Below are 25,489 nucleotides of genomic sequence, written 5' to 3' on the forward strand. Positions count from 1 at the left end.
TGTGCCCGTCACCGACCCGAGGAGACCGAGCGTGAGCGATGACGAGACGACTCCCGAGGAGGAGCCGGAGCAGCGTCCCAGGGGGCGCCTCTTCGGGCTGCTGGGACTGGTCGCCGCCGTCGTGGCCCTCGGCGTGGTCCTGTACGTGTTCGTCTTCAGCTCATCGGGGAGTCCCACCGATGTCGTCGACGACTATTTTCAGGCCCTCAAGGACGGTGACGTCGCCACCGCGCGCGACCTGACGTGCGCGGCGGCGGCCGACGATCTGGGCGCGGTCGATCCCGACGGCGGCGCCAGCGCCGACCTCCAGCAGGTGTTCGGGGACATCACCTGGAAGGTCACCGGCGAGACCGTGACCGGTGACCGCGCCGTGGTGACCGTGGACATGAGCGGCCTGGGCGGCGACACCACCGAGGGCGCGCCCATCGACCTGATCAAGGAGAAGGGGGACTGGAAGGTCTGCGGCGACGCCACCGACCCGTCCCCGGAGGTCTCGGCGTCCTAGGCCTATTCGGTGTCGAAGCCGATCGCGAAGGTCTCCTCCAGGTCGTGCTTGGAGTAGGCGCGGAACGCGATGTGGGTTTCGGTGTCCGACACGCCGTCCACCTTGTTGATGCTGTCGGCGATGACGTCGGCGATGTGCTCGAACTCCCGCACCCGCACCATCGCGATGAGATCGACGTGCCCGGCGGTGGAGTACACCTCGCTGACGCCCGGCAGGTCGGCGATCTTCTGCGCGACCTCGGGGATGGACTCGGTGGCGCACTGGATGAGGACGATGGCGGTGATCACGGCCGGTTACCTTTCGTGGAAGCCGCGTGCCGGTCGGCGGCGGCGAGGCGCTGCGGTGTCCCGCAGTCGATGAACACTCCGTCATGGGTGACGACCTGGAGTTCCCCGGCGGCCTCGGCGGGCCGCCACACCGTGCGGACCAGCTCGCCGGGGACCACCGGCAGGGCCGACACGCGCGACCAGGGCAGCAGGGACGCGCCCGCGAAGGCGTGCCCGGAGAACAGGTGCGGTTCGCCGGGCGCGAGGACGCCCAGGAGCCGCACGGTCTGGCCGTCCCACCCGTCGAGCATCTTGCGCAGGGACGCCTCGCCCTCGGCGAGGTAGGCGTCGGCGTTGCACACCAGGACGCCGCGCCCGCCGATCCAGTCGCGCAGGTTCGCCACGCCGCCGGAGGTGCCCAGCGCGGGCGGCTCCTCGACCGACAGGCGCGCGCGGTCGCCGACGGCGTCCACGATCTGGGCGGCGAGGTAGCAGGCGTTCACCGCCACGTCGGCGGGCCCGGACAGGCCGACGGCCGCCAGGCGCGCCAGCGTCCGGTCCAGCAGGCTCACGCCGCCCACCGGCAGCAGCGGCTTGGGCGTGGTGAGGGTCAGCGGGCGCAGCCGCGTCCCCTCACCGGCGGCCAGGACCACCGCGCACACGTCAGTCATGGACGGGCTCCCCGAGCGCCTCGGAGTAGGGGCCGATGCCGTAGTGGGACAGCAGCTTCGCGCTGGCCGGGGTCAGCGGCGGCAGATCGTCGAGGCGGTGCCAGCGGGCGTCGAGGACCTCGGCGCCGTCCACGCTCGGCTCGTGCGTCTCGGCGTCGACGCGCGCGGTGAAGACCATGTCCACCCATCGGCCGCCGACGTGCACGACCGCGCTCGGGTTCGCCGGCTTGAGCTCCACGCTCAGGCCGGTCTCCTCGCGCAGCTCGCGGACGGCGGCGTGCGCGGGCGCCTCACCGCGGTCGATGAGCCCGGCCGGCAGCCCCCACCCGAAGCCGGGCGGCTGGCGGAGCATCAGCAGGCGCTCACCGTCGGCGTCGAACAGCAGGATCACCGCGCCCAGGATGTACTTCGGCGAGACCCGCCGGGCCAGGAACCGCTGCATCTTGCGCGGAAGCCGGTAGAAGACGCGGTAAACGGTGCCGCGCAGGAGCCCGGCTCGACGTCGAGTGACCATGACCGCTTACCTTACGCAGAACCGCCGGGGCCCTACGCGGCCGCCACTTCGACCCAGCGCGCCAGCGTCCGCTCGGCCGCCCCGGAGTCGATCGCGGTCGCCGCCCGCTCCAGGCCGCGCGCCATCGCCTCGGGCAGCCGCGAGGGCCAGTCGAGGGACTCCTCACCCAGGCCCTCCTGGGCGGCGAAGGCCGCGGCGGCGTTCAGCAGGACCGCGTCGCGCACCGGACCCGTGGCACCCGCCAGGACCTCCCGCGCCACCCGCGAGTTGAAGGCCGCGTCGTCACCGCGCAGGGCCTCCGGAGCCGCGCGGGCGATGCCCAGGTCGGCGGCGTCGATGACGGACTCGGTGACCACACCCCGGTGCGCCAGCCACACCCGCGTGGGCGCGGTGACGGTGAACTCGTCGAGGCCGTCCTCGCCGCGCAGCACCAGCGCGCACGCGCCCCGCTGCGCCATGACCCCCGCCATCACCGGCGCCATGACCACGTCGGCGCACCCGATCGCGCCGATCAGCGGCCGCGCCGGGTTCGTCAGCGGGCCGAGGAAGTTGAAGAAGGTCGGGATGCCCATCTCCCGGCGCGGACCCGAGGCGTGCCGCATCCCGGAGTGGAACCGCCCGGCGAAGCAGAAGCCGATACCGGCCTCGTGGACGCAGCGCGCCACCGCCGCCGGACTCAGGTCCAGCGGGATCCCCAGCGCCTCGATCAGGTCCGCCGAACCGCACTTCGAGGACGCCGCCCGGTTCCCGTGCTTCACCACCGGCACACCGCCACCGGCGACGACCATCGCCGCCATCGTGGAGATGTTCACAGTGTGGGCCTGGTCTCCGCCCGTCCCGACGACATCGGCGGCGACCGGCAGCTCACCCGGCAGCGGAACGGCGGCCGCGATCATCGCCGCGGCCAGGCCGTCCAGCTCCTCGGGCGTGACCCCCTTGGCGCGCAGGGCGACGGCGAACCCGGCGATCTGCGCCGGAGTCGCCTCCCCGGCCATGATCTCCTCCATGGCCCACGCCACGTCCTCCCAGGACAACCGCGTGCCGGACAGGACGGTGGACAGCAGATGCGGCCAGGTACGCGCGCCCATGGGGGCCTCTCTCGTTACTTGACGACGGGGGTGCGGCGCCGCTGGAGAAGCTCGACGACCTTCACGGCCGTGGTCACCGGGTCCAGCGGGTGGGTCAGCGTGGCGTCGGCGCGCGACCAGGCGCCCAGCCACTCGTCGGCCGACCGGGCCAGGACCACGCACGAGGTGGGCGGGTCCTCCAGCTCGTCGCGCAGCTGACGGGCGACACCCAGGCCACCGGCGGGCTGCGCCTCGCCGTCCAGCAGGACCAGATCCACCTCGTAGGTGTCGATCAGCCGGACGGTCTCGTCGTAGTCGGCGGACTCGACGTACTCGATCTCGACACCCGCCGCCGGGCGATCGCCGATGGCCGAGCGCATGGCCTTGCGCACCGCCGGGTTGTGGCTGTACAGAAGGACGGTGTACTCGGTGCTCATTGGTGCGCTCCGGATGGGTCGGGTTCTTTTGGGGGTGCTCCACGGTGGGGCGGTGGGGCACACAGCGGATCGTACTCGCCGGGGGATGGGGGAGGGGGAGGAGTGGGGCGGGTTGGGGTGGGCTTCGGGCCCGGCCCCGGCTCCACGCCCGTCTCGCTTCTTGTCTTCCCCTGCGGATCGGCCGCTTTCTCTTCCCCGGGTTGGCGCTGGTTGTTCCTCACCCTCTGGACAGGGGTGTCACCCCTAGGACCCGACCAGGGGTGCGGCCCCTGGACGCCGGACCTCTCTCGGGAGGCTCCACCCCCGTTCGGCTTTGAGGACGGTGAACGCAGAACCTGGGGGTGTCAAGACGGAAGGGCGTGTCTTGACACCCCCAGAACCTGCGTTCTATGACCCGTCGGCCGACCGAGGGAGGATCCTCTCCTATCCCGAGACAGCTTCAGCGGATCTGGTCACGGGGTCGCGGTTTGTTTGCGGGCTGCGGGCCGTCTCGTTGGGGCTCTAAAACAACAGGCTCCCGTCCCCACCCGGGTTCTGACCCCGTAGCAAGCCAGTCACCTTGCCCGGCTCTAAAACAACGAGCTCCGTCTGTTGCCCGGGTCTTGACCCCGTTGCCGGCCAGTCACTGTCCCCGGCTTCAAGCCGCGTGGTGCTGCGCATCGCACCCGGCTCGGTTGTGCGGCTTGCTCTCGCCTTCGGGCGGGCTTCGGACTCGGGCTTGCGTGCCCGCCCGGGTCTTGCCTTCGTGGCCGGCCGGTCACTTCGCCCGGTTCAGCCCTCGTGCACAGGCTGCGCATCGCACCCAGGTCTGTTCCGCGTCTTGCTCTCACCTTCGGGTGGCCTTCGTGCACGGGCTCGCGTGCCTGCGTGTGCCTTGCCTCCGTAGCCGGCGGCTCGGCTTGCCCGGCCCGGGTCAGTTCTCGCGCATCCGGCTACGCACCGCACCTGGCTAGGCATCGCATCCGGCCACCCATCGCACCCGGCCACCCATCGCACCCGGCTCTGTCCGGCGTCTCACCCTCATCGTTGCGTGGGCCTGACCCACGAGCTTTCGCGTGGCCGGGTCTTGCCGTTGTTGCCCACTGGTCGCCACGTCGCCTCCCTCCCCACGGGCTGCACGCCGCACTCGGCCCGGGTCTTTCGTCGCAGGCTTGTCCTCGGGCGGCTCTGGGTGGCCATCGTGCGGTGGGTTCGTCCACGCTGGCCCCTCCCCGCCCGGCCCGCGCTGTGCCCGCCCACGGTTCGCCTCGGCCGCCTCGCCCTCGGCTCCGCCCGCCCCGCCCGTCTCACTGCGCCCGCCCCGCCCGCATCGCCCCGCGCGCCTCCGCCTCGTGGCCCGCCCAGCCTCCGTGGCCCGGCCCGGCCCTGCCCCCGCTCGCATCGCCCCGCGCGCCTCCGCCCCCGTGGCCCGGCCCTGCCCCCCGCCCCCCGCCGTCGTCCCCCCGTCGTCCCCGGCGGGGTCCTCGGGGTGCTTCAGCGGGTCACTCGGTGCTCGTCCTCCTCGCCGTCGGAGTGCGTCCGCTCACTCCGGTGGGCGTGTCGTGGGCGTGTCGGGTGGGGGTCGGCGGGTCGGTGTTCGTGCTGCTCATGCCCTATCCCCTACATGAGACACGCGCGGATTCCGCACCCCTCTACATTCCGTCGACGATCAACGGTAATAATGACCGCGTGACAGCCGCCCAAGCCACCATCGACAAGAGCCGAATTCACTCTCTGACCCGTCCCAACATGGTCAGCGTCGGCACGATCGTTTGGCTATCCAGCGAACTGATGTTCTTCGCGGCGCTGTTCGCCGCCTTCTTCTCCATCCGGGCGCACTCGCCCGAGCTGTGGGCGGAGAGGTCCGAGGAACTGAACGTGCCGTACGCGCTGACGTTCACCGTGATCCTGGTGGCGTCTTCCATCACCTGTCAGCTCGGTGTGTTCGCAGCCGAGAAGGGTGACGTGTACGGCGTGCGTCGCTGGTTCACCATCACGTTCGTGATGGGCCTGATCTTCGTGCTCGGCCAGGCCAACGAGTATCGCACTCTGGTCTCCGAGGGCGTCAAGATCAACAGCGACGGCTACGGGACGATGTTCTACCTGACCACGGGTTTCCACGGTCTGCACGTGACCGGTGGTCTGGTGGCGTTCATCTTCTACATGATCCGCACGACGATGGGCCGCTTCACACCGGCGCAGGCGACCTCCGCGATCGTGGTGTCCTATTACTGGCACTTCGTCGACATCGTGTGGATCGGGCTGTTCGGCATGATCTACATTCTTCCGTTCCTGAAGTAAAGGTGAGGATGACCGTGGCTGCTACCAGCAGACCTCCACGCCGTCGGTTCCGTCGCCTCGGCAAGGTGCTGCGATTCATCGCCGCCCTTTCCCTCGTCGGCGCCATCTACACGGCTTTCGCGCCCGGCATCTACGCCGACGAGCCCAAGGGCTTCACCGCCGAGGACATCGCCAAGGGCAAGGCGATCTTCGACCAGAGCTGCATCACCTGCCACGGCAACAACGCGCAGGGCGTCGACGACCGCGGTCCCAGCCTCATCGGCGTCGGCCCGGCGGCGGTGGAGTTCCAGGTGAACACCGGTCGCATGCCGATGGCGCGCCAAGAGGCGCAGGCGGAGCGCAAGACGCCCATGTTCACGCCCGAGGAGGCCTACTTCCTCGCGGCGTACATCGACTCCCTCGGCGGTGGCCCGGCGGTTCCCAAGGGCGTCGACCTGAACGACCTCTCGAACGCCGACGTCGCCACCGGCGGCACGCTGTTCCGGGTCAACTGCTCCAGCTGCCACGCGTTCTCCACCGGCGGTGGAGCGCTGTCCTCGGGCAAGTACGCCCCGTCGCTGTTCCCGGCCACGCCGACCGAGATCTACCAGGCGATGCTGACCGGGCCGCAGAACATGCCGGTGTTCGCCGACAACCAGCTCACGCCCGAGCAGAAGCGCGACCTGATCGCCTACATCAAGTACATCCAGAACGACCAGGCGCAGGGCGGCTGGGATCTGGGCGCGTTCGGCCCCAGCACCGAGGGCCTCGCGATCTTCCTGGTCGGAATCGTCGCGCTCGCCGTCGCGACGCTGTGGATTGCGGGTAAGTCATGAGCAAGGAAGCGACGCCGGGCGACGCCGAGCCGATCGACGTCATGGACCCCAAGACCACTCAGTACGAGCTGGTCAAAGAGGCGCTGCGCCGCGATGGCATCGAGATCCTCCACTACGAGCCGCGCTATGAGCCCGGCTCGAAGGAGGAGAAGCGCGTCGAGCGGACCATCGCGTTCTTCTTCGCCCTCACCGGCCTGGGCGCCCTCGGCTTCATCGTCACCTACATCTGGTGGCCCTACGAGTACGAGTTCGGCGGCGCCGACGTCATGTCCAAGTGGTACACGCCGATGCTCGGCCTGTGCCTCGGCGTGGCCCTCGCCGGTCTCGGCCTCGGCGTCCTGACCTGGGCGAAGAAGCTCCTCCCCAAGGAGGAGATGATCCAGGAACGTCACGACGGCGCCTCGGAGCCCGAGGACCGCAAGCTGGCCGGCGCGGTGCTGGCCGGCGTCGGCGGCGACATCGGCATCCACCGGCGGCCGCTGCTCAAGCGCGCGCTGCTGTTCGGTGCCGCGCCGCTGGGCCTGGCCGCGCTCATGCCCATCGGCGGGCTGATCAAGGACCCGAAGAACGACCTCTTCGAGACCGGCTTCAATAAGAAGTTCAACAACGGCAAGCCCGTGCGCCTCATGCGCGAGGACGGCACCCTGGTCCGGCCCGAGGACGTCTCGGTCGGCGGCCAGATCACCGTCTTCCCGGCCATCCCGGGCGGCGCGAGCCTGAAGCACGCCGACTCGCCGACCCTGCTCATCCACCTGCGCGAAGCCGACGCCGAAGAGGCCCGGAAGAACGCCTACGTGATGAACCAGGGCTCGCAGTGGCAGAACTTCATCGCCTACTCCAAGATCTGCACGCACGTCGGCTGCCCCGCCAGCCTCTACGAGCAGCAGACGAACCGGCTGCTGTGCCCGTGCCACCAGTCGCAGTTCCACATCACCGACAACGCCAAGCCGATCTTCGGTCCGGCCACGCGCTCGCTGCCGCAGCTGCCGCTCGACGTGGACGAAGAGGGCTACCTCTACGCGACCGAGGACTACAAGGTCGCCATCGGCCCGGCCTTCTGGGAGCGTGAGAAGAAGTGAAGCGTCGCAAACTCGACGTCAAACAGCTCCCGGCCAAGGCGGCGGGGGAGCTCGACGACAGATTCCAGCTCGCCTCACCGGTCCGGAAGCTGCTGACCAAGGTCTTCCCCGACCACTGGTCCTTCCTGCTCGGCGAGATCGCGCTGTTCTCGTTCATCGTGCTGCTGCTGACCGGTACGTTCCTCGCGCTGTTCTTCGACCCGTCGATGACCGAGGTCCACTACGACGGCTCTTACGCCCCGCTCAAGGGCATCGAGATGTCGAAGGCGTACGAGTCGAGCCTGAGCCTGTCCTTCGACGTGCGGGGCGGCCTGATCCTGCGCCAGATGCACCACTGGGCGGCGCTGCTGTTCATGGCCGCGATCGTGGTGCACATGGGCCGGACGTTCTTCACCGGCGCGTTCCGCAAGCCGCGTGAGACCAACTGGATCATCGGCGTCCTGCTGTTCTGGCTGGGCTTCGGCGAGGGCTTCATCGGCTACTCGCTCCCCGACGACGCGCTGTCGGGCACCGGTTTGCGCATCGCCTCCGGCATCACCGAGTCGGTCCCGCTGATCGGTTCGTGGGCCTCGTTCGCGCTGTTCGGCGGGGAGTTCCCGGGCGACTCGGTGATCCCGATGTTCTACATCCTGCACGTCTTCCTGCTGCCGGGCATCCTGCTGTCCCTGATCGGCGTCCACGTCGGCCTGGTCTTCATGCAGAAGCACACCCAGTGGCCGGGGCCGCACCGGACCGAACACAACGTGGTCGGCTTCCGGATGTTCCCGAACTACGTCAGCAAGCAGGGCGGCTTCTTCATGCTCGTCTTCGCGGTCATCGCGCTGATGGGCGGCCTGTTCCAGATCAACCCGGTCTGGATGTTCGGGCCCTACAAGGCCGAGGTCGTGTCGGCGGGCTCCCAGCCCGACTGGTACGTCATGTTCCTGGACGGCCTGGTCCGGCTCTTCCCGGCCTGGGAGATCCGCGAGTTCGGCTTCACGATCCCGGCGGTCTTCTGGCCCGGCGTGGTGGGCATGGGCATCTTCACGATGCTGCCCCTGCTCTACCCGTTCATCGAGCGGCGGCTCACCAAGGACAAGGGGCACCACAACCTGCTCCAGCGTCCGCGTGACATGCCGGCCCGTACCGGCGTGGGCGTGATGTCCCTGGCGTTCTTCGTCATCTGCACGCTCTCGGGCGCCAACGACATCATCGCCGACAAGTTCAGCATCAGCCTGAACGCGATGACCTGGGCCGGCCGCATCGGCCTGCTGGTCATCCCGCCGCTGGCGTACCTGGCGACCTACCGGATCTGCCTGGGCCTCCAGCAGCACGACCGCGAGGTCCTGGCGCACGGCGTCGAGACCGGCATCATCAAGCGGGACGCCGAAGGCCGCTTCTACGAGGTGCACCAGCCGCTCGCCGAGCCCGACGAGCACGGCCACACCCACCTTGAGTACAACGGCTGGACCGTGCCGAAGAAGATGAACCGCCTGGGCGCCCTCGCGCCGACTCTCAAGGGCTTCTTCAAGCCCATCGAGAAGCCGGCCGAGAAGCCCGCGGTGGAGCCCGGCGAGGACCGCGAGGAGATCACCGCGGGCAAGAACTAGCCCGCGCGAATTCCGCGAAAGACCCCGCTGTCCGATAACGGACAGCGGGGTCTTCCATTTCCGGCTACGGGCGCGCGGAAAGGCCCCCGGGCATAGGCTGAAAGTCCGCAGTGGACGGTCCGCTTGATCGTCCTGTGTAGACGCTGAGTGCCACCTGGGGAGCGCCCCGCCGTCGGATATTGACGAAGGTCACTCTCGGTCGCACACCCGGTGCGACAGGGGCCTTTAGTACCACTGATTCGTCCGATCGGATGACCGACACTTCGCCGACGATCACTAGGTTCTGTCCTCATGTCCGATTAGGATCGCCCAAGACGCGAGATGCGGCCGAGGAGGTGCGAAATGCTACGTGCGTTCATGACGCGATCGTCATCACCCGTGGACGTCCACGGACTGTCCGCGCTGGTCGACTCGCTCGTGCGCACGCACCGCGCGCAGTACGCCTCCGCCGACATCCCGCTGCTGCGCAAGGCCTACCGCATCGGCGAGCAGATGCACCGCGGCCAGATGCGCAAGAGCGGCGAGCCCTACATCACGCATCCCCTCGCGGTCACCCAGATCCTCGCCGAGCTCGGCATGGACACCACCACGCTGGCCGCCGGTCTCCTCCACGACACCGTCGAGGACACCAGCTACACCCTGGAGCAGCTGCGGGCCGACTTCGGCACCGAGGTCGCCTGGATGGTCGACGGCGTGACCAAGCTCGACAAGGTCTCCTTCGGGGACGTCGCCGAGGCCGAGACGATCCGCAAGCTGATCGTGGCCGCCGGGCGCGACGTCCGGGTGATGGTCATCAAGCTCGCCGACCGCCTCCACAACATGCAGACCCTCGGCTTCAAGTCGCGGCCCTCGCAGGTGCGTATCGCCAAGGGCACCCAGGACGTCCTCATCCCCCTCGCCGACCGGCTGGGCCTCTACGCGCTCAAGAGCGAGCTGGAGGACCTCGTCCTGGGCATCATGGAACCGGAGATGTACGCCGAGATCGGCGAGTACCTCGACGGCCGGGGCGACCGGGAGGCGAGAGTGGAGGCGGCGCGGCGCAAGCTCGCGCCGCAGTTGCGCGAGGTCCGGGTCGCCGCCGAGGTCGTGGACCGTCCCCGGCACCACTACTCGGTCTACCGGGAACGCTCGGCGGGCCGTCCCGCCGGCAGGCACGACCCGCTGCGGCTGGTGCTGATGGTGGACGGCTCGGAGACCGACTGCTACGCCGCCCTGGGCGCCGTCCACAACACGTGGCGGCCGATCCCGGGGCGCTTCAAGGACTTCATCGCCTCCCCGAAGTTCAATATGTACCAGTCGCTGCACACGACCGTCTTCGGCCCGGATCACGAGCCGATGGACGTCATGGTGCGCACCTCGCAGATGAACCGGATCGCCGAGTTCGGCATCATCGCCCAGCTCGGTCCCGCCGGGCAGCGCGCGCACAAGGGCCCCGACAAGCTGCTGTGGCTGACGCGGCTGCTGGACTGGCAGCGCGAGACCAACGACTCGGCGAAGTTCCTGGAGTCCCTGCGCTGCGACCTGGCCGACGAGCAGATCCTGGTCTTCACCTCCCAGGGCCGCCAGGTCCTCCTCCCGCTGGCCGCCACGCCCGTGGACCTCGCCTACAGCGTCGACACGCGCCTGGGCGACCGCCTCATCGGCGCCTACGTCAACGGGCGCCTGGTACCCCTCTCCCGGGGCCTGGCCGACGGCGACCTCGTGGAGATCATCACCGCCGAAGGCGGCGACTATCCCGGCCCCTCGCAGGAGTGGCTGCTGACCGCCAAGACGCCCCAGGCGCAGCTCCAGATCAGCCAGTGGTTCGCCGGGCACCGCGACGACCGGGGCGAGAAGGCCCTCGCCGACCGCATCACGGCCGGCCGCACCGCCCTCAAGGCCGCCCTGCACCAGCGCGACCGGGGCCTGTCCACCGACGAGCCGCTCATGCGCCTCGGCCGCGACCTGGGCTACCGGGACGTCGACGCGCTCTGCCTGGCCGTCTCCGACGGCAAGCTGGACGCCGGGCAGCTCGCCGACCGGCTCATCGACATGGTCGACCGGGTGCCGTTAACGCCGTGGCACGCGGTGGCCGAGTCGGCCTGAGCTCCGGAAAGCGCCGCCGCCGGGACGAAAGACGGATGAATCCCTCTCGGCCGACGCGGGCCGCGTATCGCCTTCGAGGCCGAACGGCGCCGGACGAGGGACACGCGTACGCCGACCCCCGAGGGTGCCCATCTTTCTCCCCGCGAGCGGAGCCCGGATCCCCGGTCCCCTCACCGCCGGTTGCGCCGGTCGCCGACCTTCCCGAGTAAGGCCGGGGTCTCCTCCGCCTTCGCCAGCAGCGGGCGATGCCGCGCCGCGCCGCGCGCGGGTGAGGACCAGCCGTCGCTGGTGTGCACCAGCCGCGTGTCGGGATGCTCCAGCCAGTTCAGGATCTTCTCCGTCTCGGCCGCGTAGGCCGCCGGGAGCGTCCCCACGACGGTCTCGGCGGTCGCCAGGGCCGCCTCGATCGACGGCATCGGGCTCACCCCGGGCGCCGAGTGCGCCGCCGACACCAGGCGGCCGTGCCGGACGACGGCGATGTCCCAGCCGCGGTCGGCCGCTCGGCGGGCGGCGGTCAGTTCGCCGATGCGGGTCAGCCCCGCCAGCCGCTGGGTGCGGATCGCGGCCCGCAGGAACGCCGCCAGGCGCTCCCGGACGACGGCGGCGTCCTCGAACCGCTCCATGTCCGCCAGGGCGCCGATGCGGTCCAGCAGCGGCCGCACGACGCCGTCGGGATCGCCGGTCATGGTCTCGGCGACGGTGGTGACGAGCTCGCCGTAGGCGTCGGCGGAGATCTCGTGGCGGCACGGCGCCGGGCACTTGCCGAGCTCGGCCAGCGCGCACGCCGGGCTGAGCGTGCGCAGGGACAGCCGGGGCGTGCACTGCCGCAGCGGGACGGCCTCCACGATGGCCTGCGCGGTCGCCTCGGCCGAGCCGCGCGAACTGAACGGCCCCAGCCAGTGGGAGTCCTTCTCGCTCAGCCGGTGCACCACCGACAGGCGCGGGTACGGCTCGCTGGTCAGCTTCAGCCACACCGCGCCCTCGGGGTGCTTGGAGCGGCGGTTGAACGGCGGCTTGTGGGCGGCGATCATCCGCAGCTCGCGCACCTCGGCCTCCAGCCCGTGCGCGCACTCCACGGTCTCGATGCGGAAGGTGCGCCGCACCATCTCGCGCATCTGCCGCCGCGTCTCACCGGCGGTGAAGTACGAGCGGACGCGCGAGGCCATGTTGATCGAGGTGCCGACGTAGAGGGGCTGGTCGTCGGCGTCGCGGAAGATGTACACGCCGGGGGAGTCGGGGACCCGCTCGGCCAGCTTGCGCTTGGCGCGCAGCTCCGGCGGCACCTGGCGGCCGAACTCGGCGAGTTCCTCGTAGGTGTGGACGCCGTGCCCGCCGAGGCGTTCGAACAGCGCGTGCAGGACGTCGACGGTCGCGCGAGCGTCGGCCAGCGCGCGGTGGTTGGGGGAGACGGTGGCGCGGAAGTAGCGCGCCAGGGTCCCCAGGCGCTTGTTCGGGACCTCGTCGCGGTCCACGAGGCGGCGGGCCAGGACCACGGTGTCCACGACCCGGGGCTTGGGCCAGGCGTAGCCGCAGCGGTCGGCGGCGGCCTTGAGGAAGCCGACGTCGAAGGGCGCGTTGTGGGCGACCAGGACGGTTCCGGCGGCGAACTCCAGGAACGCCGGGAGGACCTCGGCGATGCGCGGTGCGGAGGCGACCATGTCGTCGCTGATGCCGGTCAGCATCGTGATGCGCGCGTCGATGGGTTCGCCGGGGTTGACGAGGGTGGCGAACTCGCCGAGGATCTCGCCGCCCCGGACCTTGATCGCCCCGATCTCGGTGATCTGGGCGGAGTCGGCGGCCACGCCGGTGGTCTCCAGGTCGACCACCACGAAGGTGATCTCGGAGAGGGGCTCGCCGCGGTCGAGGAGCGAGGGCTGGACGGCCTTGCGCCGCCCGTTCGCCGGGGACGTCCCCGGGGTTCCCGCCGTGTTCTCCGTGTCGACCACGGACGGGACCATACCCGCCGCCCCTGACAGGGGACGGCGGGGATGTCGCGCGTCTGTACTAACCCGCTACTTGACGTCGCCGGAGAGGACGGCGGTCTTGGGCAGCTTGGTGATGTCGTCGCCGTAGTTCGGCGAGATCTCCACCTGGAGGGTCTTGTCGGAGGTGGGCATCGCGCAGCCGAACTTGCCCGTGGCCTTCTTGCCGGCCTGGACGGTGCCGGTCAGCTGTGCCCCGACGCCCTCATCGAAGATCTCCTCGGAGGCCTTGCCGTCGGTGCCGGTCTTGCAGGCGATGCTGAACAGGGTCAGCTCGACATCCTTGCCGGTGCCGTTCTCCACCTGGATGGTGAACTCGACGTAGTCGGTGTTGCCCGGCGAGGCGGTGTCGGAGGACTTCTTGCGCTCGAAGCCGGTGAGGGTGGCCACGAAGCCGTCCTCCCACTTGTAGGGCGCGTCCAGGGCGTTGCCCGCGGGCTTCTTGTCGTCCTTGGGAGTGTCCTGGCTCTTGTTCGTGTCCGACTTCGGGGAGGCGGGCTTGTCGTCGGCGCCGCAGGCGGCGAGGAGTCCGAGGGAGAGGACGGCGGTGACGGCGAGCACGGTCTTCTTCATGGGGGCGCTTGTTCCTTCGGGTCGACAGTTCTAGTGGGCGGGACTGCCGGTGTCCCTGATGATCACAAGTCTGCGGGCGGTCGCGATCGACGGAGTCCCGGATTCGTGCCAGATGATCTTGCTTACTCCGGAAGGACGGCGCGGGCGCCCCCGATTGCCGGTCCGCGCCGTTCCCTCCGGTGCCGCTTGCTCGCCGTGACCTCTCCGGCGAGCAGGGTGTGTCGAGAGCTTAGAGAACGAACTCGCCGAATCGCTTACGGATCCATGCCGAAGTGGTGCATCGCACGAAAGAAACGTAAGTAACGATCCGGACTCGGATTAGATTCTTCGGCCGCGTGGGCTAGGAGCGGCCGAGCCGCCGCAGCAGCGTGTCCGACGACAAGGGGTACGCGCCGTGCCTGCGCGTCCCGTCGGCGACCTCCTTGTCGGAGGAGATCACCACGATCACGCGCCCGTCGGGCTCGTTGCGGACCAGCTCCCGGATCACCGAGTCGGCGGTGACGCCCTTCTTGGAGAACAGGACGCGCACGCCGCGCGGCGCCGGTGGCAGCCCGTGGATGCGCTCGGCGCCGTCGAAGACGATCGTGGTCTCCGCGCCGGTCTGCGCGGCCAGCCCGCCCAGCCCGCGGATGAGCCGGGCGCGCTGCTGCTCCAGCGACAGCTCCTTGTAGCCGCGCATCGTCACGTTGTACCCGTCGACGACCAGGTGCGCCTTCGGCAGCGACAGCAGGTCGTCCAGGCGCGCCGGATCGTCGGCCTCCAGCCCGCGCGCGGCGGCCTGCCCGGCCGCGCCCGGCAACTCGGCGAGCGCCCCGGCGACCAGGTCGGCGGGGGTCCGCTCGGCCGGTTCCAGCGCCAGCTCCCGGCGCAGGCCCTGCGCGGCGCCGCCGATGGTCTCCAGCAGCAGCCACAGCCGCGCGTCGTTGAGGGCGCGCGCGTCGCGGGCGCCGTGCCGGGCGGCCTCCAGGGCCTTGGAGGACTGCTCCAGCTCGGCGCGCAGCCGCCGCACCTCGACCTTGTGGTCCTCACCGGCCTTCGCCAGGCGTCCCCGCTCGGCGGCCAGGGAGTCGGTGGCCTTGTCGGCGCGGCGGGTCGCCTCGCGCAGGTCCTTGGACATCGTCCGGGACTGCGAGCGCAGCTCGTTGACCTCGTCGCGCAGCTCGGCCAGCTCCACCCGCAGCTTCTCCGCCTCGCGCTCGGCGAGGGCCTTGTCGTGCTCGGCGTGCGCGACGGCCTGCTGCGCGCGCGCCAGCCGCGCGGTGACCTCGGCGTCCTCGTCCATGCTGCGCACCGCGGCACCGGCCGAACCCAGCAGGTCCAGCCAGCCTTCGGGACGCGTCAGATACGCCAGGGCCGCCACCTCGACCGGGTCGGCCGCCGCCGGGGGAGCGCCCGCCGACACCGCCGCGCCCAGTTCACCGGCCTCGTCGGTGGCGCGGGTGGCGATGGCGGCGCGGAAGTCGGGATCGACCGCCAGCTGCGCGGCGATCTTCGAACCGCCCAGGCGCGCGCGGCGGCGCGGCTCCCACTTCGCCACCGGCCACAACGGACGCGGCAGCTCATCGCGCCGCAACGTCGGCATGGAATGCGCCGCGAGCTGGATCACCCGCAACCGGACCGCCTCGGGCAGCTCCGGCTCGGCCGCGTCGGGCTCGGTGGCGTCCGGCTCATTGGCGTCGAGCTCGGCGGCGCCATCGGCTTCGGTGGGGTGGAACTCCCCGGACTCGGCCGGGTCCTCACCCGGCCGCGCGTTCACGTCTCGGCCGGTACGGGAAAAAAGAGCGCAGCGTGCCCCCACAACACGACAGGCCGCGACGTGCGGCGCGCTGGGGTCCGTACCGACATGCGTCAAGTGTGTCACTTGGCCGAGCGCTTCGCGCGCGGCAGCCCGCTCTTCACCCGGCCGATTCCCCGAGATCTGCGACACCACGCGATCCCGCCGCCCGATACGGTACCTCATGGCCCTGTCCCAGGCGCTGCGCCAGCCGGCGTCCTACGCGCTCCTCGCGCTGCTCGCCGCCCTCATCATCGCCGCGATCGTCCTGGTGCCCTGGACCGATCCGCCCGCGCCGCCGCGTGAGGCCGTCGACGCCGCCGTGGCGTCCCTGCCCGCCGGGACCGTCGCCGCCGGGAAGTCCCTGTCGGGCGACCTGCGTCCCGGCGCGTTCCTGTCGATGGCCGCCGGACTCCTCGCCGCGCTCGCCCTGGGCCTGACGCCGCTGGGCGCGCGCATCGTCGCCGCATGCGGGCGGCCCTTCGGGGGCGCGTGGCTCGCCGAGGCGCTGCTGGGCGGCCTGGCCGTCCTGCTGCTGGGGCAGCTGGCCACCCTGCCGTTCGGGGCGTGGCGGCACGCCGTCCTGGTCCGGCACGGACTGTCCACACAGGGCTGGGGCGGATGGGCGGTGGACGTGGCCAAGTCCTACGCCGTCAGCGCGGTCCTGGGCCTGGTCGTGCTGGGCGCCTTCTACACACTCACACGCCTCGCGCCGCGCCTGTGGTGGGCGATCGCGGCCGCCGGGGCGGCGCTGCTGGTGGTCTTGATGTCGATGCTGTACCCGCTGGTCATCGAGCCGGTGTTCAACAAGTTCGACCCGCTGCCCGACTCGCCGCTGCGCACCGAGCTGCTGGACCTCGCCGCGCGCGACGGCGTCCCCGTCGGCGACGTCCTGGTCGCCGACGCCTCCCGCCGCACCAACGCGGTCAACGCCTACGTCTCCGGCATCGGGCCCACCCGCCGCATCGTCGTCTACGACACCCTCCTGCGCGAGGCCACCCCCGACGAGGTCGTCTCCGTCGTCGCCCACGAACTCGGCCACGCCAAGGACGGCGACGTGTTCACCGGCACCGTCCTGGGCGCCCTCGGCGCGGCCGCGGCGGTGTGCGGGCTGGCCGTCCTGGGGTCCTGGACGGGGCTCCTGCGCCGCGTGGGAGCCGAGAGCGTCACCAGCCCCCGCGCGCTCGCGCTGATCCTGGCCGTCTTCGCCGTCGTCGGCCTGCTGTCGGCGCCCTTGCAGAACCTGGTCTCGCGGCGCATGGAGGCGCGCGCCGACCAGCACGCCCTCGACCTCACCGGCGACGCCGAGGGCTTCGCCGCGATGCAGGCCCGGCTGGCCGCCGCCAACCACTCCGACGTCGATCCGCCCTGGATCGTCCAGCTGATCTTCGGCAGCCACCCCACCACCGCCGAGCGCATCGCCGCCGCCGGGGAGCACCGGAGCCGCTGATAACGTCTGGGGCCATGCGGCGCACCCTGCTCGTGACCAACGACTTCCCGCCCCGCCCCGGCGGCATCCAGTCCTTCGTGCACAACCTGGCCCTGCGCCGCCCGCCCGGCTCCCTCGTCGTCTACTGCTCCACCTGGCGCGACCCGTCGTCCTTCGACGCCGAGCAGCCCTACCCCGTGATCCGCGAGAACACCGGCGTCCTGCTGCCCACGCCCCGGGTGTCGCGCCGCGCGGTCGCGCTGGCCCGCGAGCACGACTGCGACACCGTCTGGTTCGGCGCCGCCGCGCCCCTCGGGCTCCTCGCCCCCGCGCTGCGCGAGAAGGCCGGGATCACCCGCGCCATCGGCATCACCCACGGCCACGAGATCGGCTGGGCGGCCCTGCCGGGCGCCCGCGCGCTGCTGCGCCGCATCGCCCGCCACACCGACGTCCTGACCTACCTCACCGAGTACCAGCGCACCCGCCTGGCGCCCTCCCTCGGCGAGCTCACCGACCTCCAGCACCTCGCCCCCGGCGTCGACGTCGACGCGTTCCACCCCGGCGTCGACGGCACCGAGGTCCGCGAGCGCCACGGCCTCACCGGCAAGCCCGTCATCGTGTGCGTGTCGCGGCTGGTGCCCCGCAAGGGCCAGGACACCCTCATCCGCGCGCTGCCCGCCGTCCGCAAGCGCGTCCCCGACGCCACGCTCCTGCTGGTCTCCGGCGGACCCCACCGCGACAAGCTCAAGGCCCTGGCCGCCGCCGAGGGCGTCACCGACGCCGTCGTCTTCACCGGCTCGGTGCCCTACGCCGAACTCCCCGCCCACTACGCCGCCGGGGACGTCTTCGCCATGCCCTGCCGCACCCGCAACGGCGGCCTCGACGTCGAAGGCCTCGGCATCGTCTACCTGGAGGCCAGCGCCGTCGGGCTGCCCGTCATCGCCGGCGACTCCGGCGGGGCCCCCGACGCCGTCATCGAGGGCCAGACCGGCCACGTGGTCGGCGGCACCGACGTCCCCGCCCTCGCCGACCGGCTCGTCGAGCTGCTCACCGACCGCGCGCTGGCCGCCAAGCTCGGCGCGGCCGGACGCGAATGGGTGTGCCGGGAGTGGACGTGGGACCGCCAGGCGGCGCGGCTGTCGGAGCTGCTGGACGCGTGAGGCGCCTCAGCGCCCGCCGCGCTGCGCGAACTCGGTGAGCATCGCCCGCAGCGCCTTCTCCGAGTCGCCCAGCGCGTCGCCCGTCCACGATTCGGCGATCTCCACGTCGGCGCCGGAGTGCAGCCGCAGGACCGCCCGGACCGGGACCGCCTTGCGGATCTCGGCCCCGGCGACCTCCTCGTAGGGCAGCCACCACGCGTTCGGCCACGTCATCAGCGCCCGCACGCCCTGCGGGTGCGACACCAGCCGCGCCAGGCGCTCCTCACCGTCGTCGGTGGACGACGGGCACGGCAGGAACAGCACACCCTCGTCGGTCAGCAGGGCGTCGTAGTGGACGCCGTTGACCTGGACGTTGGCCACCGCCGCGCCGATGCGCGTCGGCTCGGCGGCCCGCGTCCCGCCCTTCGCCAGGGCCATGTCGAGGCCGAGGTCGGCCAGCAGGATCCGCGCGGCCTCCGGGTCGGTCTCGATGGCCTCGACGATGGTCTTCAGGTCGAACTCCTCGCCGTCGACGCGGTGGACCCGCAGCGGCCCGTCCCAGCGCAGCTCCACCCGCAGGACACCGGAGTCGGCACCGGCGGCCACGACCATCGCGGCGAAGGCGCCCTCGGGGAAGTTCGCGCGCCGCAGCGCCTCCAGCGCCGCAGGGCCCTCAGTCTCGATCCGCTCCAAGATCTCGGCCAGGGTGGTCACCCGGAACGCCCGGCCCGCGGCCCGGTAGCCCGCGTCGGCGGTCAGATGCGCCTGCGCGACGAAGGACCGCGCGATGTAGTCGGGCCAGTCGAGGACCTCGCGGTCGCCCATGTCGAAGGTGAAGGACTCCACCCGCGCGGCCACCGCCGCGAAGTCGCCCAGCAGCGCCCGCGCCGGACGCGGGTCGCTCACCTCGCCGCGCTCGGGGGCGTCGGCCAGCGCCGCCACCCGCACCGGGATGGGCGGGTGGCTGTCCCATAGCGACTTCGGCTGCTCCGGCAGCTCCTCGCGCAGCTTCCGCAGCGCCTCGCCGCGCCCGTCCAGCAGCATCCCGAAGCCCGCGTAGACGCCCCTCGGGGCCAGCCCGGCGCCCAGGCCCATCGAGACGTAGTCGTCCATGTAGAAGTCCCAGGCCCGGTCCAGCACGATCAGCTCGGTCAGCGCCGCGCGCATCGGCTCCCGGCCCGCGATGCGGCCGGCGACGCGGTCGGCCTCGAACTCCTGGCTGCGGCTCACCGCCGACTGCACCAGGCCGTAGAGGACCGCGTAGCCCCGGAAGATCCAGGTCAGCGGGTTGAACCGCCGCCCGGCGAACTGCGCCAGCATGTGCCCGATCGCGATGTGCCCCCGGTAGGCGATCGCGCCCAGCCGCGTGTGCGAGTGGCTGTAGTGGCCCAGCTCGTGCGCGATGACACCGCGGAACGCGTCGGTGCTCAGGGCGGCCAGCAGCGGCAGGCCCACCATCATGTACCGGCGTCCCCCGACCAGGCCGAGCAGCTTCGTGCGCTCCACCACGGCGGCGTTGATCTCGGGGATCACCCAGATCTCGTCGGGCACCCGCGTCCCGACCCGCCGCGCGGTGTCGGCGGTCAGCGCCCACAGCTCCGGCTCGGCCTCGGGCGTGAGTCGCAGGCCGTGCGGGACGAACGGCGGCGTCCGCAGCGAACGCCACAGCGCGATCACGATCGCGGCGGTGATGCCGAGCCCGATCGCGAGGATCTTGAACGCCCCCGCGCTCTGGCTCCGGGTGGTGACCCAGATGGACAGACCGAGGACGCCGAGGGCCGCGGCGGCCGCGATCAGATAGAAGCCGAGGAGCAGGAAGAGGGAGAGGGCCGCGCGCAGAGAGGTCGCGGCACGAGAGGGGCGGTGGGGGAGGGGTTCCGTAGTGGGCACAAGCAGAAGAGGGTAACGCCGGAAGGTGAGACCACGGTCACGGCGGAGTTGCGGGAGGGTTGCGAAGGCCGCCGGAGGATCGGGCGGTGTGCCGGGGACGTGGGCCGCGCACGGGAAGGACGCGCGCTCGCCGGGGAGCCTTCCGGCGGGCGGGCCGGAAGCCCGTCCCGAGCCGGGGCGGTTCGGCGCCGCACGGGACGCACCCGGTTCTCTCGCGGACGATGCCGCGCTCGCCGGGCACCGCCCGCCAGGTGGGCTGCTCAGGCCGGATTCCGCACCGGCGGCGGTTCTTCCGTGCCACAGGGGACGCACGTGGCGTGGCTTCCGTGGACGATGCCGCGCTCTCACACCCGTGGCGGTGTTGGAAGACCACCGCGTCGGTGAAGCCGGACGGCCGCTTCGGCTCGCCGTCGAGGGCCACGCGACCGTGGGCCACGAGGTGAGGTCCGGGCGGTACCCGGTCGAGAGGCCGCCGATCTCGCTGATGCCCCACCGGTCCACCGGCCCGCCCCCGGCACGGGCTCACGACCGGTGCGGGCCACAGGCTCGCCGCGGCGCGACAGTCGCCCGTCGAGGCCGATCGCGCGGGGCGAGGAAATCGGGGGTGGGACGCGAAGCCGACATGGCCTACCGTGGCCCCATGGGGCTGCGCAAGTACGTACCGGCCGGGCTGGCGGGGATCGCGGTCATCGGGGCCGGCATCGCGCTGGTACTGGCGGCGAGGAGCCGGAGGCTCGACCCGGGCGGCTCATCATGGGTGCGGCACACCGTCGTCGGCGACGTGGCCGCCTGGGCGGGGAAGGTGTTCTCCCGCGATGACCGGTACGAGGCGGCCTGGTCCGACGACAGCGGTGTCCTCCCCGACCGGTCCGGCCACGACCTGTACCGGGGTCGGCGTGAGACCGGCGATTTCGGCTGGTCCGGCGGCGGTTCCTCGTCCGGCGATGGCGGCTTCGGCGGCGAATGACGCCCCACGGAATCGAGCCCGCCCCCGAGCGAGCTCGCCGTCTATCCCACCATCATGTGCGTTTCGGCCCGCCCCGGTTCGCTCCCCACCGGAGCGGGCAGGCCGCTTCGCCTTTAGAACTTCGGCGCGTCCGGCGCTTCGAGCAGCCCGAGGCGCAGGGCGGTCATCAGGGCCTGGGCCCGGTTGCCGGCGCCGAGCTTCTCGTACAGCTTCGAGATGTGCGTCTTGGCCGTGGACTCCGACACGTAGAGCTGCTTGGCGATCCCGGCGACGCTCATGCCGTCGGCGAGCAGCTTCAGGACCTGCGACTCGCGCGGCGACAGCTGCGGGCCGGTCGGGGTCAGGCGGCGCTTCATGGCCTCGGCGAGGTCGCCGGCGGTGAACGCGTTGGGGGTCGCGGCGGCGTGCCGGGCGGCCGACACGACGTCGTCGGCGGGGGCGCTCTTGGGGACGAAGGCGCTGGCCCCGGCCTCCAGGGCGCCGAAGAGCTGGTCGTCGCCGGCGTACATGGTCAAGACCACGATGCCCATGGACGGGTGGGCCTTGCGGAGCTTGCGGGTGGCCTCCAGGCCACTGCCGTCGGGGAGCCGCAGGTCCATGATCACCACGCTCGGCTGGAGCGCGGCGGCCTTGCGGAGTGCCTCGGCGACGCTGCCGGCCTCGCCGGTGACCTCGAACTGGGGATCGCGCTCGAACGCGTGCCGCAGACCCTTGCGGATCAGATCGTGGTCGTCAACTAGCAGGATCGTCATCCGGTTGCCGCCCGGCACGGGGTTGTTCGTCGCTGAAGTCATGGTCGATTCTCTCAATTCTCATCTGCCGTGTGTACGCTACCGCGTGCTGTGGGCGCGGCGAGGATCACGGCAACCGTAGTGCCGTGTGGTTCACGTGGCCGGATCTCCAGGGAGGCCCGGATGCGTTCGGCCCGCTCGGACATGATCGTCAGCCCGTACCGGCCGTCGGCGCCGGCGCCGCTGATGCCGCGCCCGTCGTCGCTGACCTCGATGCGGGCGTAGGGCGGGTCGACTTCGCAGGTCACCCACAGGTTGTCCGCCCGCGCGTGCTTGCGGGCGTTGGTGATGGACTCCTGCGCGATCCGCAGCAGCTCGGCCTCGGTGGCGGCGGGCAGCCGCGCGGTCGACTCGTCCAGGGACAGGTGGACGCGCAGTCCCGCCGAGGCCCCGACGGTGCGGGCGTAGTCGGCGATGGCCGCGGTGAGCCCGCCGTGCCGGTCGACCTCGCTGCGCAGCTCGAACAGCGACAGCCGCAGCTCGGTGATCAGCCGGGTCACCTCGGTGCGCAGGTCGCGCAGCTCCTCGGCGGCCTCACCGGCCTGCGGGGGCAGCAGCCCCAGCGCGTTGTCGATGCCGTAGCCGACCATCGCCAGCTCCTGCGCGACGCCGTCGTGGATCTCGCGCGCCAGCCGCTGCCGCTCCTCGGTGGTCGCCAGCGAGCGGACCTCGTCGAACAGCAGGGCCGTCTCCAGCCGCAGCGCGCCGGCCGCGGCCGCGTCGGCGACCTCGCCGATGACCTCGGGCGTGTAGGCGCCGCCCTGGTCGGTCTCCATCACGATCAGCCCGACCGTGCGGACACCCGCCACCAGCGGCACCACCAGCACCGACACCGGCCCCAGCGCCGCCGAGCGGCTGCGCGACAGCGAACGCGAGGACGTCTGCGGCTGCTGGCCCGCCCACGCGTCGGCGAGGGCGGAGTCGTTCTCCAGCGAGGTCTCCCAGTCGACCCGGTCGGGCGCGTTCTGCGCCAGGATCACCAGGCGGTTGCCGCCACCGCCGGTCAGGACCGCCGAGCGCTCCGCCGCGGCGTGCCCGCGGACCTCGTCCAGCAGGTGCGTGGCGATGCCGCCCGGGTCGAGCGTCCCGCCGGGCAGCTGCCGGGCGACCGCGCGCAACTGTGTCAGCAGCGCGGTGGCCTCCTCATAGGGCTGCGGACCGGGTGTCGCGCTCGCCTGGAGGGCCCGGCGCAGCCAGCTCGCGGTGAGCGCGAACAGCACCGCCAGCGCGATCCACTCCACCGCGATGATGGCGAAGTCGGCGCCGCCGCGCGGGATCAGCGTGGCCAGCCCGCCCGCGGCGAGCACCGCCAGCCCCGCCGCCTCGATGAGGCCCTCGCGGATCTTCGCGCCGCCGAACAGCGCGGCACCGCCCAGCGGCACGGTCAGGTACGGCAGCATCCAGCCGTCCAGGTCACCGGCCGAGGCGGTGCCCAGGACGACCACGGCGACCTCCGCGACCCGCCCGAGCCGCCCGATGACGGGATGCGCCGGGGCGAGCGTGCCGGGGATCGTGGCCGCCGCCAGCAGCGCGCACCAGGTCAGCGCGTGCCACCAGCCGGTCGCGGTCAGGCCCAGACCGGCGACGATGACGAACACCGACAGCCGCAGGAGCAGCGTCGGCAGCCGCCACCGCTCCCGGGGCCACGGCCAGGCCCGGTCGTTCATGCGGTCGGCTCCAACTGGGTCATGACCCCCCTCGTACGCGGCGGGCGCGTGGCCCGCCGCTCATCGTCCCCTCGCAGGGGGCGTTACCTCTTCACGCCTCCGTAGATGGCGTCGATCTCCCCCGCGTACTTTGCCATCACCACGTTACGTTTCACGCTCTGTTTCGGCGTCACCTCCCCGGTGGCTTCGGTGAGGTCGGCGGGGAGGATGCGGTAGGCCTTGATCGCCTCGGCCTTGGAGACGGTGGCGTTGGCGGCGTCGATGGCGGCCTTGACCTCGGCGTTCAGCTCCGGATCGTCGCGCAGCTCGGTGATGGGCGTCCCGGCGGTCTTCCCGGCCCGCTCCAGCCACCCGGGCAGCGCCTCGCCGTCGATGGCCACCAGGCACGCCACGAACGGCTGCGCGTCACCGATGACCACGGCCTGGCTGATCAGCGGGTGCGCGCGGATCACGTCCTCCATCGGGCCGGGGGCGATGTTCTTGCCGCCGGCGGTCACCAGGATCTCCTTCTTGCGCCCGGTGATGGTCAGGAAGCCGTCGGCGTCGATGCTGGCCAGGTCGCCGGTGTGCAGCCACCCGTCCTTGACCGACTCGTCGGTGGCCTCCTGGTTGCGCCAGTAACCGGCGAAGACCTGGTCGCCCTTGATGAGCAGCTCGTTGTCGTCGGCGATCTTGGCGGTGGTGTTGGGGACGGGCCGCCCCACGGTGCCGATCTTGGCGGCGGAGTCCAGGTTCAGCGAGATCACCGGCGAGGACTCGGTCAGCCCGTAGCCCTCGTAGATGGTGACGCCCACGCCCCGGAAGAAGTGGCCCAGGCGCTCGCCGAGGGGCGCGCCGCCGGAGATGGCGCGGTCGCAGCGGCCGCCGAGGGCCGCGCGCAGCTTGGAGTAGACGAGCTTGTCGTAGAACGAGTGGCGCACCCGCAGCCCGAGACCGACGCCGTTGGTGTCGAGGGCCCTGCTGTAGGCGATGGCGACGTTGGCGGCGCGCTCGAAGAGCTTGCCCTTGAGGCTGCCGCCGTCGGCCGCCTTCTGCCGCGCGCCGTTGAAGACCTTCTCGAACACGCGCGGGACGGCCAGGAGGAAGGTCGGGCGGAACTCCGGGAGCACCTTGGCCACCGTCCCCAGGTCGGGGTGGTGGCCCATGCGGACGCGGGCCTCCATCGCGCCGAGCTGGATGATGCGCGCGAAGGAGTGCGCCAGCGGCAGGAACAGCAGGGTGGTGGCGTTGTCGTGGAACAGCGAGCGGACCCCGGTGATGGTGTTGGAGATGTCGCTGTACATGTTGCGGTGGGTCAGCATGCAGCCCTTGGGGCGGCCGGTGGTGCCCGAGGTGTAGATGATCGTGGCGAGGTCGTCGGCCCCGGCCGACTTCCGCAGCGCCTCGACGTCGGCGTCGGTGTCGCGCCCGGCGGTGCGCAGTTCGTCGAGCCCGCCGCCGTCGATGCTCCAGGTGAGCTTCAATTCGGGCAGATCATCGCGAATACCGGCGAGGATCTCTTCGTGCGCGTCCTTCTCCACGAAACACGCCACCGATTGCGAATCGGACAGGATCCAGCGGACCTGATCGGCGCTGGACGACTCGAATACCGGCACGCTGACCGCTCCGGCGACCCAGATCGCGTAGTCGATCAGGGTCCATTCATAACGGGTGGCGGCCATGAGCCCGATCCGGTCGCCGGGCTTGATCCCGGACGCGGCCAGGCCGCGGGCCAGCTCGATGACCTCGTCCCGGAAACGCGCGGAGGTGACGTCGGTCCAGACGCCCTCGCCCTCGCGCTTGGCGAACACCACCGAGTCGGGGTACTGCTCGGCGTTGACCCACAGGGGATCGGTCAGATTGGCGTCGTCAGGGACCGTCACGGCTCGCGGCACTGAAAACTCGCGCACGGTTGTCTCCAAATTTCCGGGGCGTTCCGGGGTGGTTAAAGGAACGCTACCGCCTGGTAGGCGCGGGTCGGAAGACCCGG

General features: G+C 71.5%; 20 protein-coding genes and 1 pseudogene. 9 read left to right on the plus strand and 12 right to left on the minus strand.

Annotation, left to right across the window (positions count from 1 at the left end; all coding sequences use genetic code 11):
* The first annotated feature begins 31 nt into the window (after positions 1–31).
* Positions 32–505: an Rv0361 family membrane protein gene (locus QSK10_RS23810; protein WP_285665162.1), complete on the plus strand. Its 474-nt coding sequence runs from the start codon at positions 32–34 to the stop codon at positions 503–505.
* Between the two features lie 2 nt (positions 506–507).
* Here the strand turns inward: QSK10_RS23810 and QSK10_RS23815 are convergent, their stop codons facing one another.
* The 5 genes and pseudogenes from QSK10_RS23815 to QSK10_RS23835 form a co-directional block, all read right to left on the minus strand.
* Positions 508–792: an Lrp/AsnC family transcriptional regulator gene (locus QSK10_RS23815; RefSeq protein ID WP_285665163.1), complete on the minus strand. Its 285-nt coding sequence runs from the start codon at positions 790–792 to the stop codon at positions 508–510.
* A 20-nt stretch (positions 793–812) separates the two neighbouring features.
* Positions 813–1,442: pseudogene (locus tag QSK10_RS23820) on the minus strand (nucleotidyltransferase family protein); the annotation flags it as partial.
* Positions 1,435–1,956, minus strand: a complete 522-nt coding sequence (locus QSK10_RS23825; protein WP_285665164.1) for an NUDIX hydrolase — start codon at positions 1,954–1,956, stop codon at positions 1,435–1,437. The pseudogene QSK10_RS23820 and the gene QSK10_RS23825, both read right to left, overlap by 8 nt.
* 32 nt (positions 1,957–1,988) lie before the next feature.
* Complete coding sequence (gene trpD / locus QSK10_RS23830; protein WP_285665165.1) at positions 1,989–3,044, minus strand: anthranilate phosphoribosyltransferase; 1,056 nt, start codon at positions 3,042–3,044, stop codon at positions 1,989–1,991.
* Positions 3,045–3,058: 14 nt separating this feature from the next.
* Positions 3,059–3,460, minus strand: coding sequence for a response regulator (locus tag QSK10_RS23835; protein WP_285665166.1), 402 nt, complete (start codon positions 3,458–3,460; stop codon positions 3,059–3,061).
* Positions 3,461–5,128: 1,668 nt separating this feature from the next.
* On the opposite strand from QSK10_RS23835, the gene ctaE reads away from it, so the two are divergent.
* The 5 genes from ctaE to QSK10_RS23860 all read left to right on the plus strand — a co-directional run bounded on the left by ctaE (position 5,129) and on the right by QSK10_RS23860 (position 11,308).
* Positions 5,129–5,740: an aa3-type cytochrome oxidase subunit III gene (gene ctaE / locus QSK10_RS23840; protein WP_285665415.1), complete on the plus strand. Its 612-nt coding sequence runs from the start codon at positions 5,129–5,131 to the stop codon at positions 5,738–5,740.
* Positions 5,741–5,748: 8 nt separating this feature from the next.
* Positions 5,749–6,555, plus strand: a complete 807-nt coding sequence (gene qcrC / locus QSK10_RS23845) for a cytochrome bc1 complex diheme cytochrome c subunit (protein WP_285665167.1) — start codon at positions 5,749–5,751, stop codon at positions 6,553–6,555.
* Positions 6,552–7,634 (plus strand): cytochrome bc1 complex Rieske iron-sulfur subunit, encoded by a 1,083-nt coding sequence (gene qcrA, locus QSK10_RS23850; RefSeq protein ID WP_285665168.1) that lies wholly within the window; start codon positions 6,552–6,554, stop codon positions 7,632–7,634. The genes qcrC and qcrA overlap by 4 nt, the downstream gene beginning before the upstream one ends.
* Entirely contained in the window at positions 7,631–9,223 is a 1,593-nt protein-coding gene (gene qcrB, locus QSK10_RS23855) for a cytochrome bc1 complex cytochrome b subunit (RefSeq protein ID WP_285665169.1), read from the plus strand. The genes qcrA and qcrB overlap by 4 nt, the downstream gene beginning before the upstream one ends.
* A 357-nt stretch (positions 9,224–9,580) precedes the next feature.
* A complete protein-coding gene (locus QSK10_RS23860; protein WP_285665170.1) occupies positions 9,581–11,308 on the plus strand; it encodes a RelA/SpoT family protein in 1,728 nt (575 codons plus the stop codon).
* A gap of 170 nt (positions 11,309–11,478) precedes the next feature.
* On the opposite strand, the gene QSK10_RS23865 is transcribed toward QSK10_RS23860, so the two are convergent.
* The 3 genes from QSK10_RS23865 to QSK10_RS23875 form a co-directional block, all read right to left on the minus strand.
* A complete protein-coding gene (locus QSK10_RS23865) occupies positions 11,479–13,254 on the minus strand; it encodes a DEDD exonuclease domain-containing protein (RefSeq protein ID WP_285665171.1) in 1,776 nt (591 codons plus the stop codon).
* Positions 13,255–13,320: 66 nt separating this feature from the next.
* Positions 13,321–13,863, minus strand: coding sequence for a hypothetical protein (locus QSK10_RS23870; RefSeq protein WP_285665172.1), 543 nt, complete (start codon positions 13,861–13,863; stop codon positions 13,321–13,323).
* A 340-nt stretch (positions 13,864–14,203) separates the two neighbouring features.
* A complete protein-coding gene (locus QSK10_RS23875) occupies positions 14,204–15,823 on the minus strand; it encodes an NYN domain-containing protein (RefSeq protein WP_432705359.1) in 1,620 nt (539 codons plus the stop codon).
* Here QSK10_RS23875 and QSK10_RS23880 point away from each other — a divergent pair.
* Both QSK10_RS23880 and QSK10_RS23885 read left to right on the plus strand, forming a co-directional pair.
* On the plus strand, positions 15,822–17,087 hold the full coding sequence (locus QSK10_RS23880) for a M48 family metallopeptidase (RefSeq protein WP_285665173.1): 1,266 nt from the start codon (positions 15,822–15,824) through the stop codon (positions 17,085–17,087). The genes QSK10_RS23875 and QSK10_RS23880 overlap by 2 nt on opposite strands.
* 14 nt (positions 17,088–17,101) lie before the next feature.
* Complete coding sequence (locus QSK10_RS23885) at positions 17,102–18,226, plus strand: glycosyltransferase family 4 protein (protein ID WP_285665174.1); 1,125 nt, start codon at positions 17,102–17,104, stop codon at positions 18,224–18,226.
* A 6-nt stretch (positions 18,227–18,232) separates the two neighbouring features.
* Here QSK10_RS23885 and QSK10_RS23890 read toward each other — a convergent pair whose 3' ends face one another.
* Positions 18,233–20,095 carry a M48 family metallopeptidase gene (locus QSK10_RS23890; protein WP_285665175.1) on the minus strand — a complete coding sequence of 621 codons (1,863 nt, stop codon included), beginning with the start codon at positions 20,093–20,095 and terminating at the stop codon, positions 18,233–18,235.
* A 640-nt stretch (positions 20,096–20,735) separates the two neighbouring features.
* Between QSK10_RS23890 and QSK10_RS23895 the strand changes: the two genes are divergently transcribed.
* Positions 20,736–21,062: a hypothetical protein gene (locus QSK10_RS23895; protein WP_285665176.1), complete on the plus strand. Its 327-nt coding sequence runs from the start codon at positions 20,736–20,738 to the stop codon at positions 21,060–21,062.
* 113 nt (positions 21,063–21,175) lie between these two features.
* On the opposite strand, the gene QSK10_RS23900 is transcribed toward QSK10_RS23895, so the two are convergent.
* The 3 genes from QSK10_RS23900 to QSK10_RS23910 form a co-directional block, all read right to left on the minus strand.
* Positions 21,176–21,814 carry a response regulator transcription factor gene (locus tag QSK10_RS23900; protein WP_184787918.1) on the minus strand — a complete coding sequence of 213 codons (639 nt, stop codon included), beginning with the start codon at positions 21,812–21,814 and terminating at the stop codon, positions 21,176–21,178.
* A 53-nt stretch (positions 21,815–21,867) separates the two neighbouring features.
* A complete protein-coding gene (locus tag QSK10_RS23905) occupies positions 21,868–23,457 on the minus strand; it encodes a sensor histidine kinase (RefSeq protein WP_432705366.1) in 1,590 nt (529 codons plus the stop codon).
* 146 nt (positions 23,458–23,603) lie between these two features.
* Positions 23,604–25,409, minus strand: coding sequence for an AMP-dependent synthetase/ligase (locus tag QSK10_RS23910; protein WP_285665178.1), 1,806 nt, complete (start codon positions 25,407–25,409; stop codon positions 23,604–23,606).
* Between the last annotated feature and the right edge of the window lie 80 nt (positions 25,410–25,489).

Origin of the sequence: Actinorhabdospora filicis (assembly GCF_030269765.1) — a bacterium.
Taxonomy (GTDB): domain Bacteria; phylum Actinomycetota; class Actinomycetes; order Mycobacteriales; family Micromonosporaceae; genus Actinorhabdospora; species Actinorhabdospora filicis.

Coding starts and splice junctions, on each gene's coding strand:
- QSK10_RS23825 (WP_285665164.1), bottom strand. CDS start 1,956: ATGGTCACTCGACGTCGAGCCGGGCTCCTGCGCGGCACCGTTTACCGC.
- trpD (WP_285665165.1), bottom strand. CDS start 3,044: ATGGGCGCGCGTACCTGGCCGCATCTGCTGTCCACCGTCCTGTCCGGC.
- QSK10_RS23835 (WP_285665166.1), bottom strand. CDS start 3,460: ATGAGCACCGAGTACACCGTCCTTCTGTACAGCCACAACCCGGCGGTG.
- qcrC (WP_285665167.1), top strand. CDS start 5,749: ATGACCGTGGCTGCTACCAGCAGACCTCCACGCCGTCGGTTCCGTCGC.
- qcrA (WP_285665168.1), top strand. CDS start 6,552: ATGAGCAAGGAAGCGACGCCGGGCGACGCCGAGCCGATCGACGTCATG.
- QSK10_RS23860 (WP_285665170.1), top strand. CDS start 9,581: ATGACGCGATCGTCATCACCCGTGGACGTCCACGGACTGTCCGCGCTG.
- QSK10_RS23870 (WP_285665172.1), bottom strand. CDS start 13,863: ATGAAGAAGACCGTGCTCGCCGTCACCGCCGTCCTCTCCCTCGGACTC.
- QSK10_RS23880 (WP_285665173.1), top strand. CDS start 15,822: ATGGCCCTGTCCCAGGCGCTGCGCCAGCCGGCGTCCTACGCGCTCCTC.
- QSK10_RS23875 (WP_432705359.1), bottom strand. CDS start 15,823: ATGAGGTACCGTATCGGGCGGCGGGATCGCGTGGTGTCGCAGATCTCG.
- QSK10_RS23885 (WP_285665174.1), top strand. CDS start 17,102: ATGCGGCGCACCCTGCTCGTGACCAACGACTTCCCGCCCCGCCCCGGC.
- QSK10_RS23895 (WP_285665176.1), top strand. CDS start 20,736: ATGGGGCTGCGCAAGTACGTACCGGCCGGGCTGGCGGGGATCGCGGTC.
- QSK10_RS23900 (WP_184787918.1), bottom strand. CDS start 21,814: ATGACGATCCTGCTAGTTGACGACCACGATCTGATCCGCAAGGGTCTG.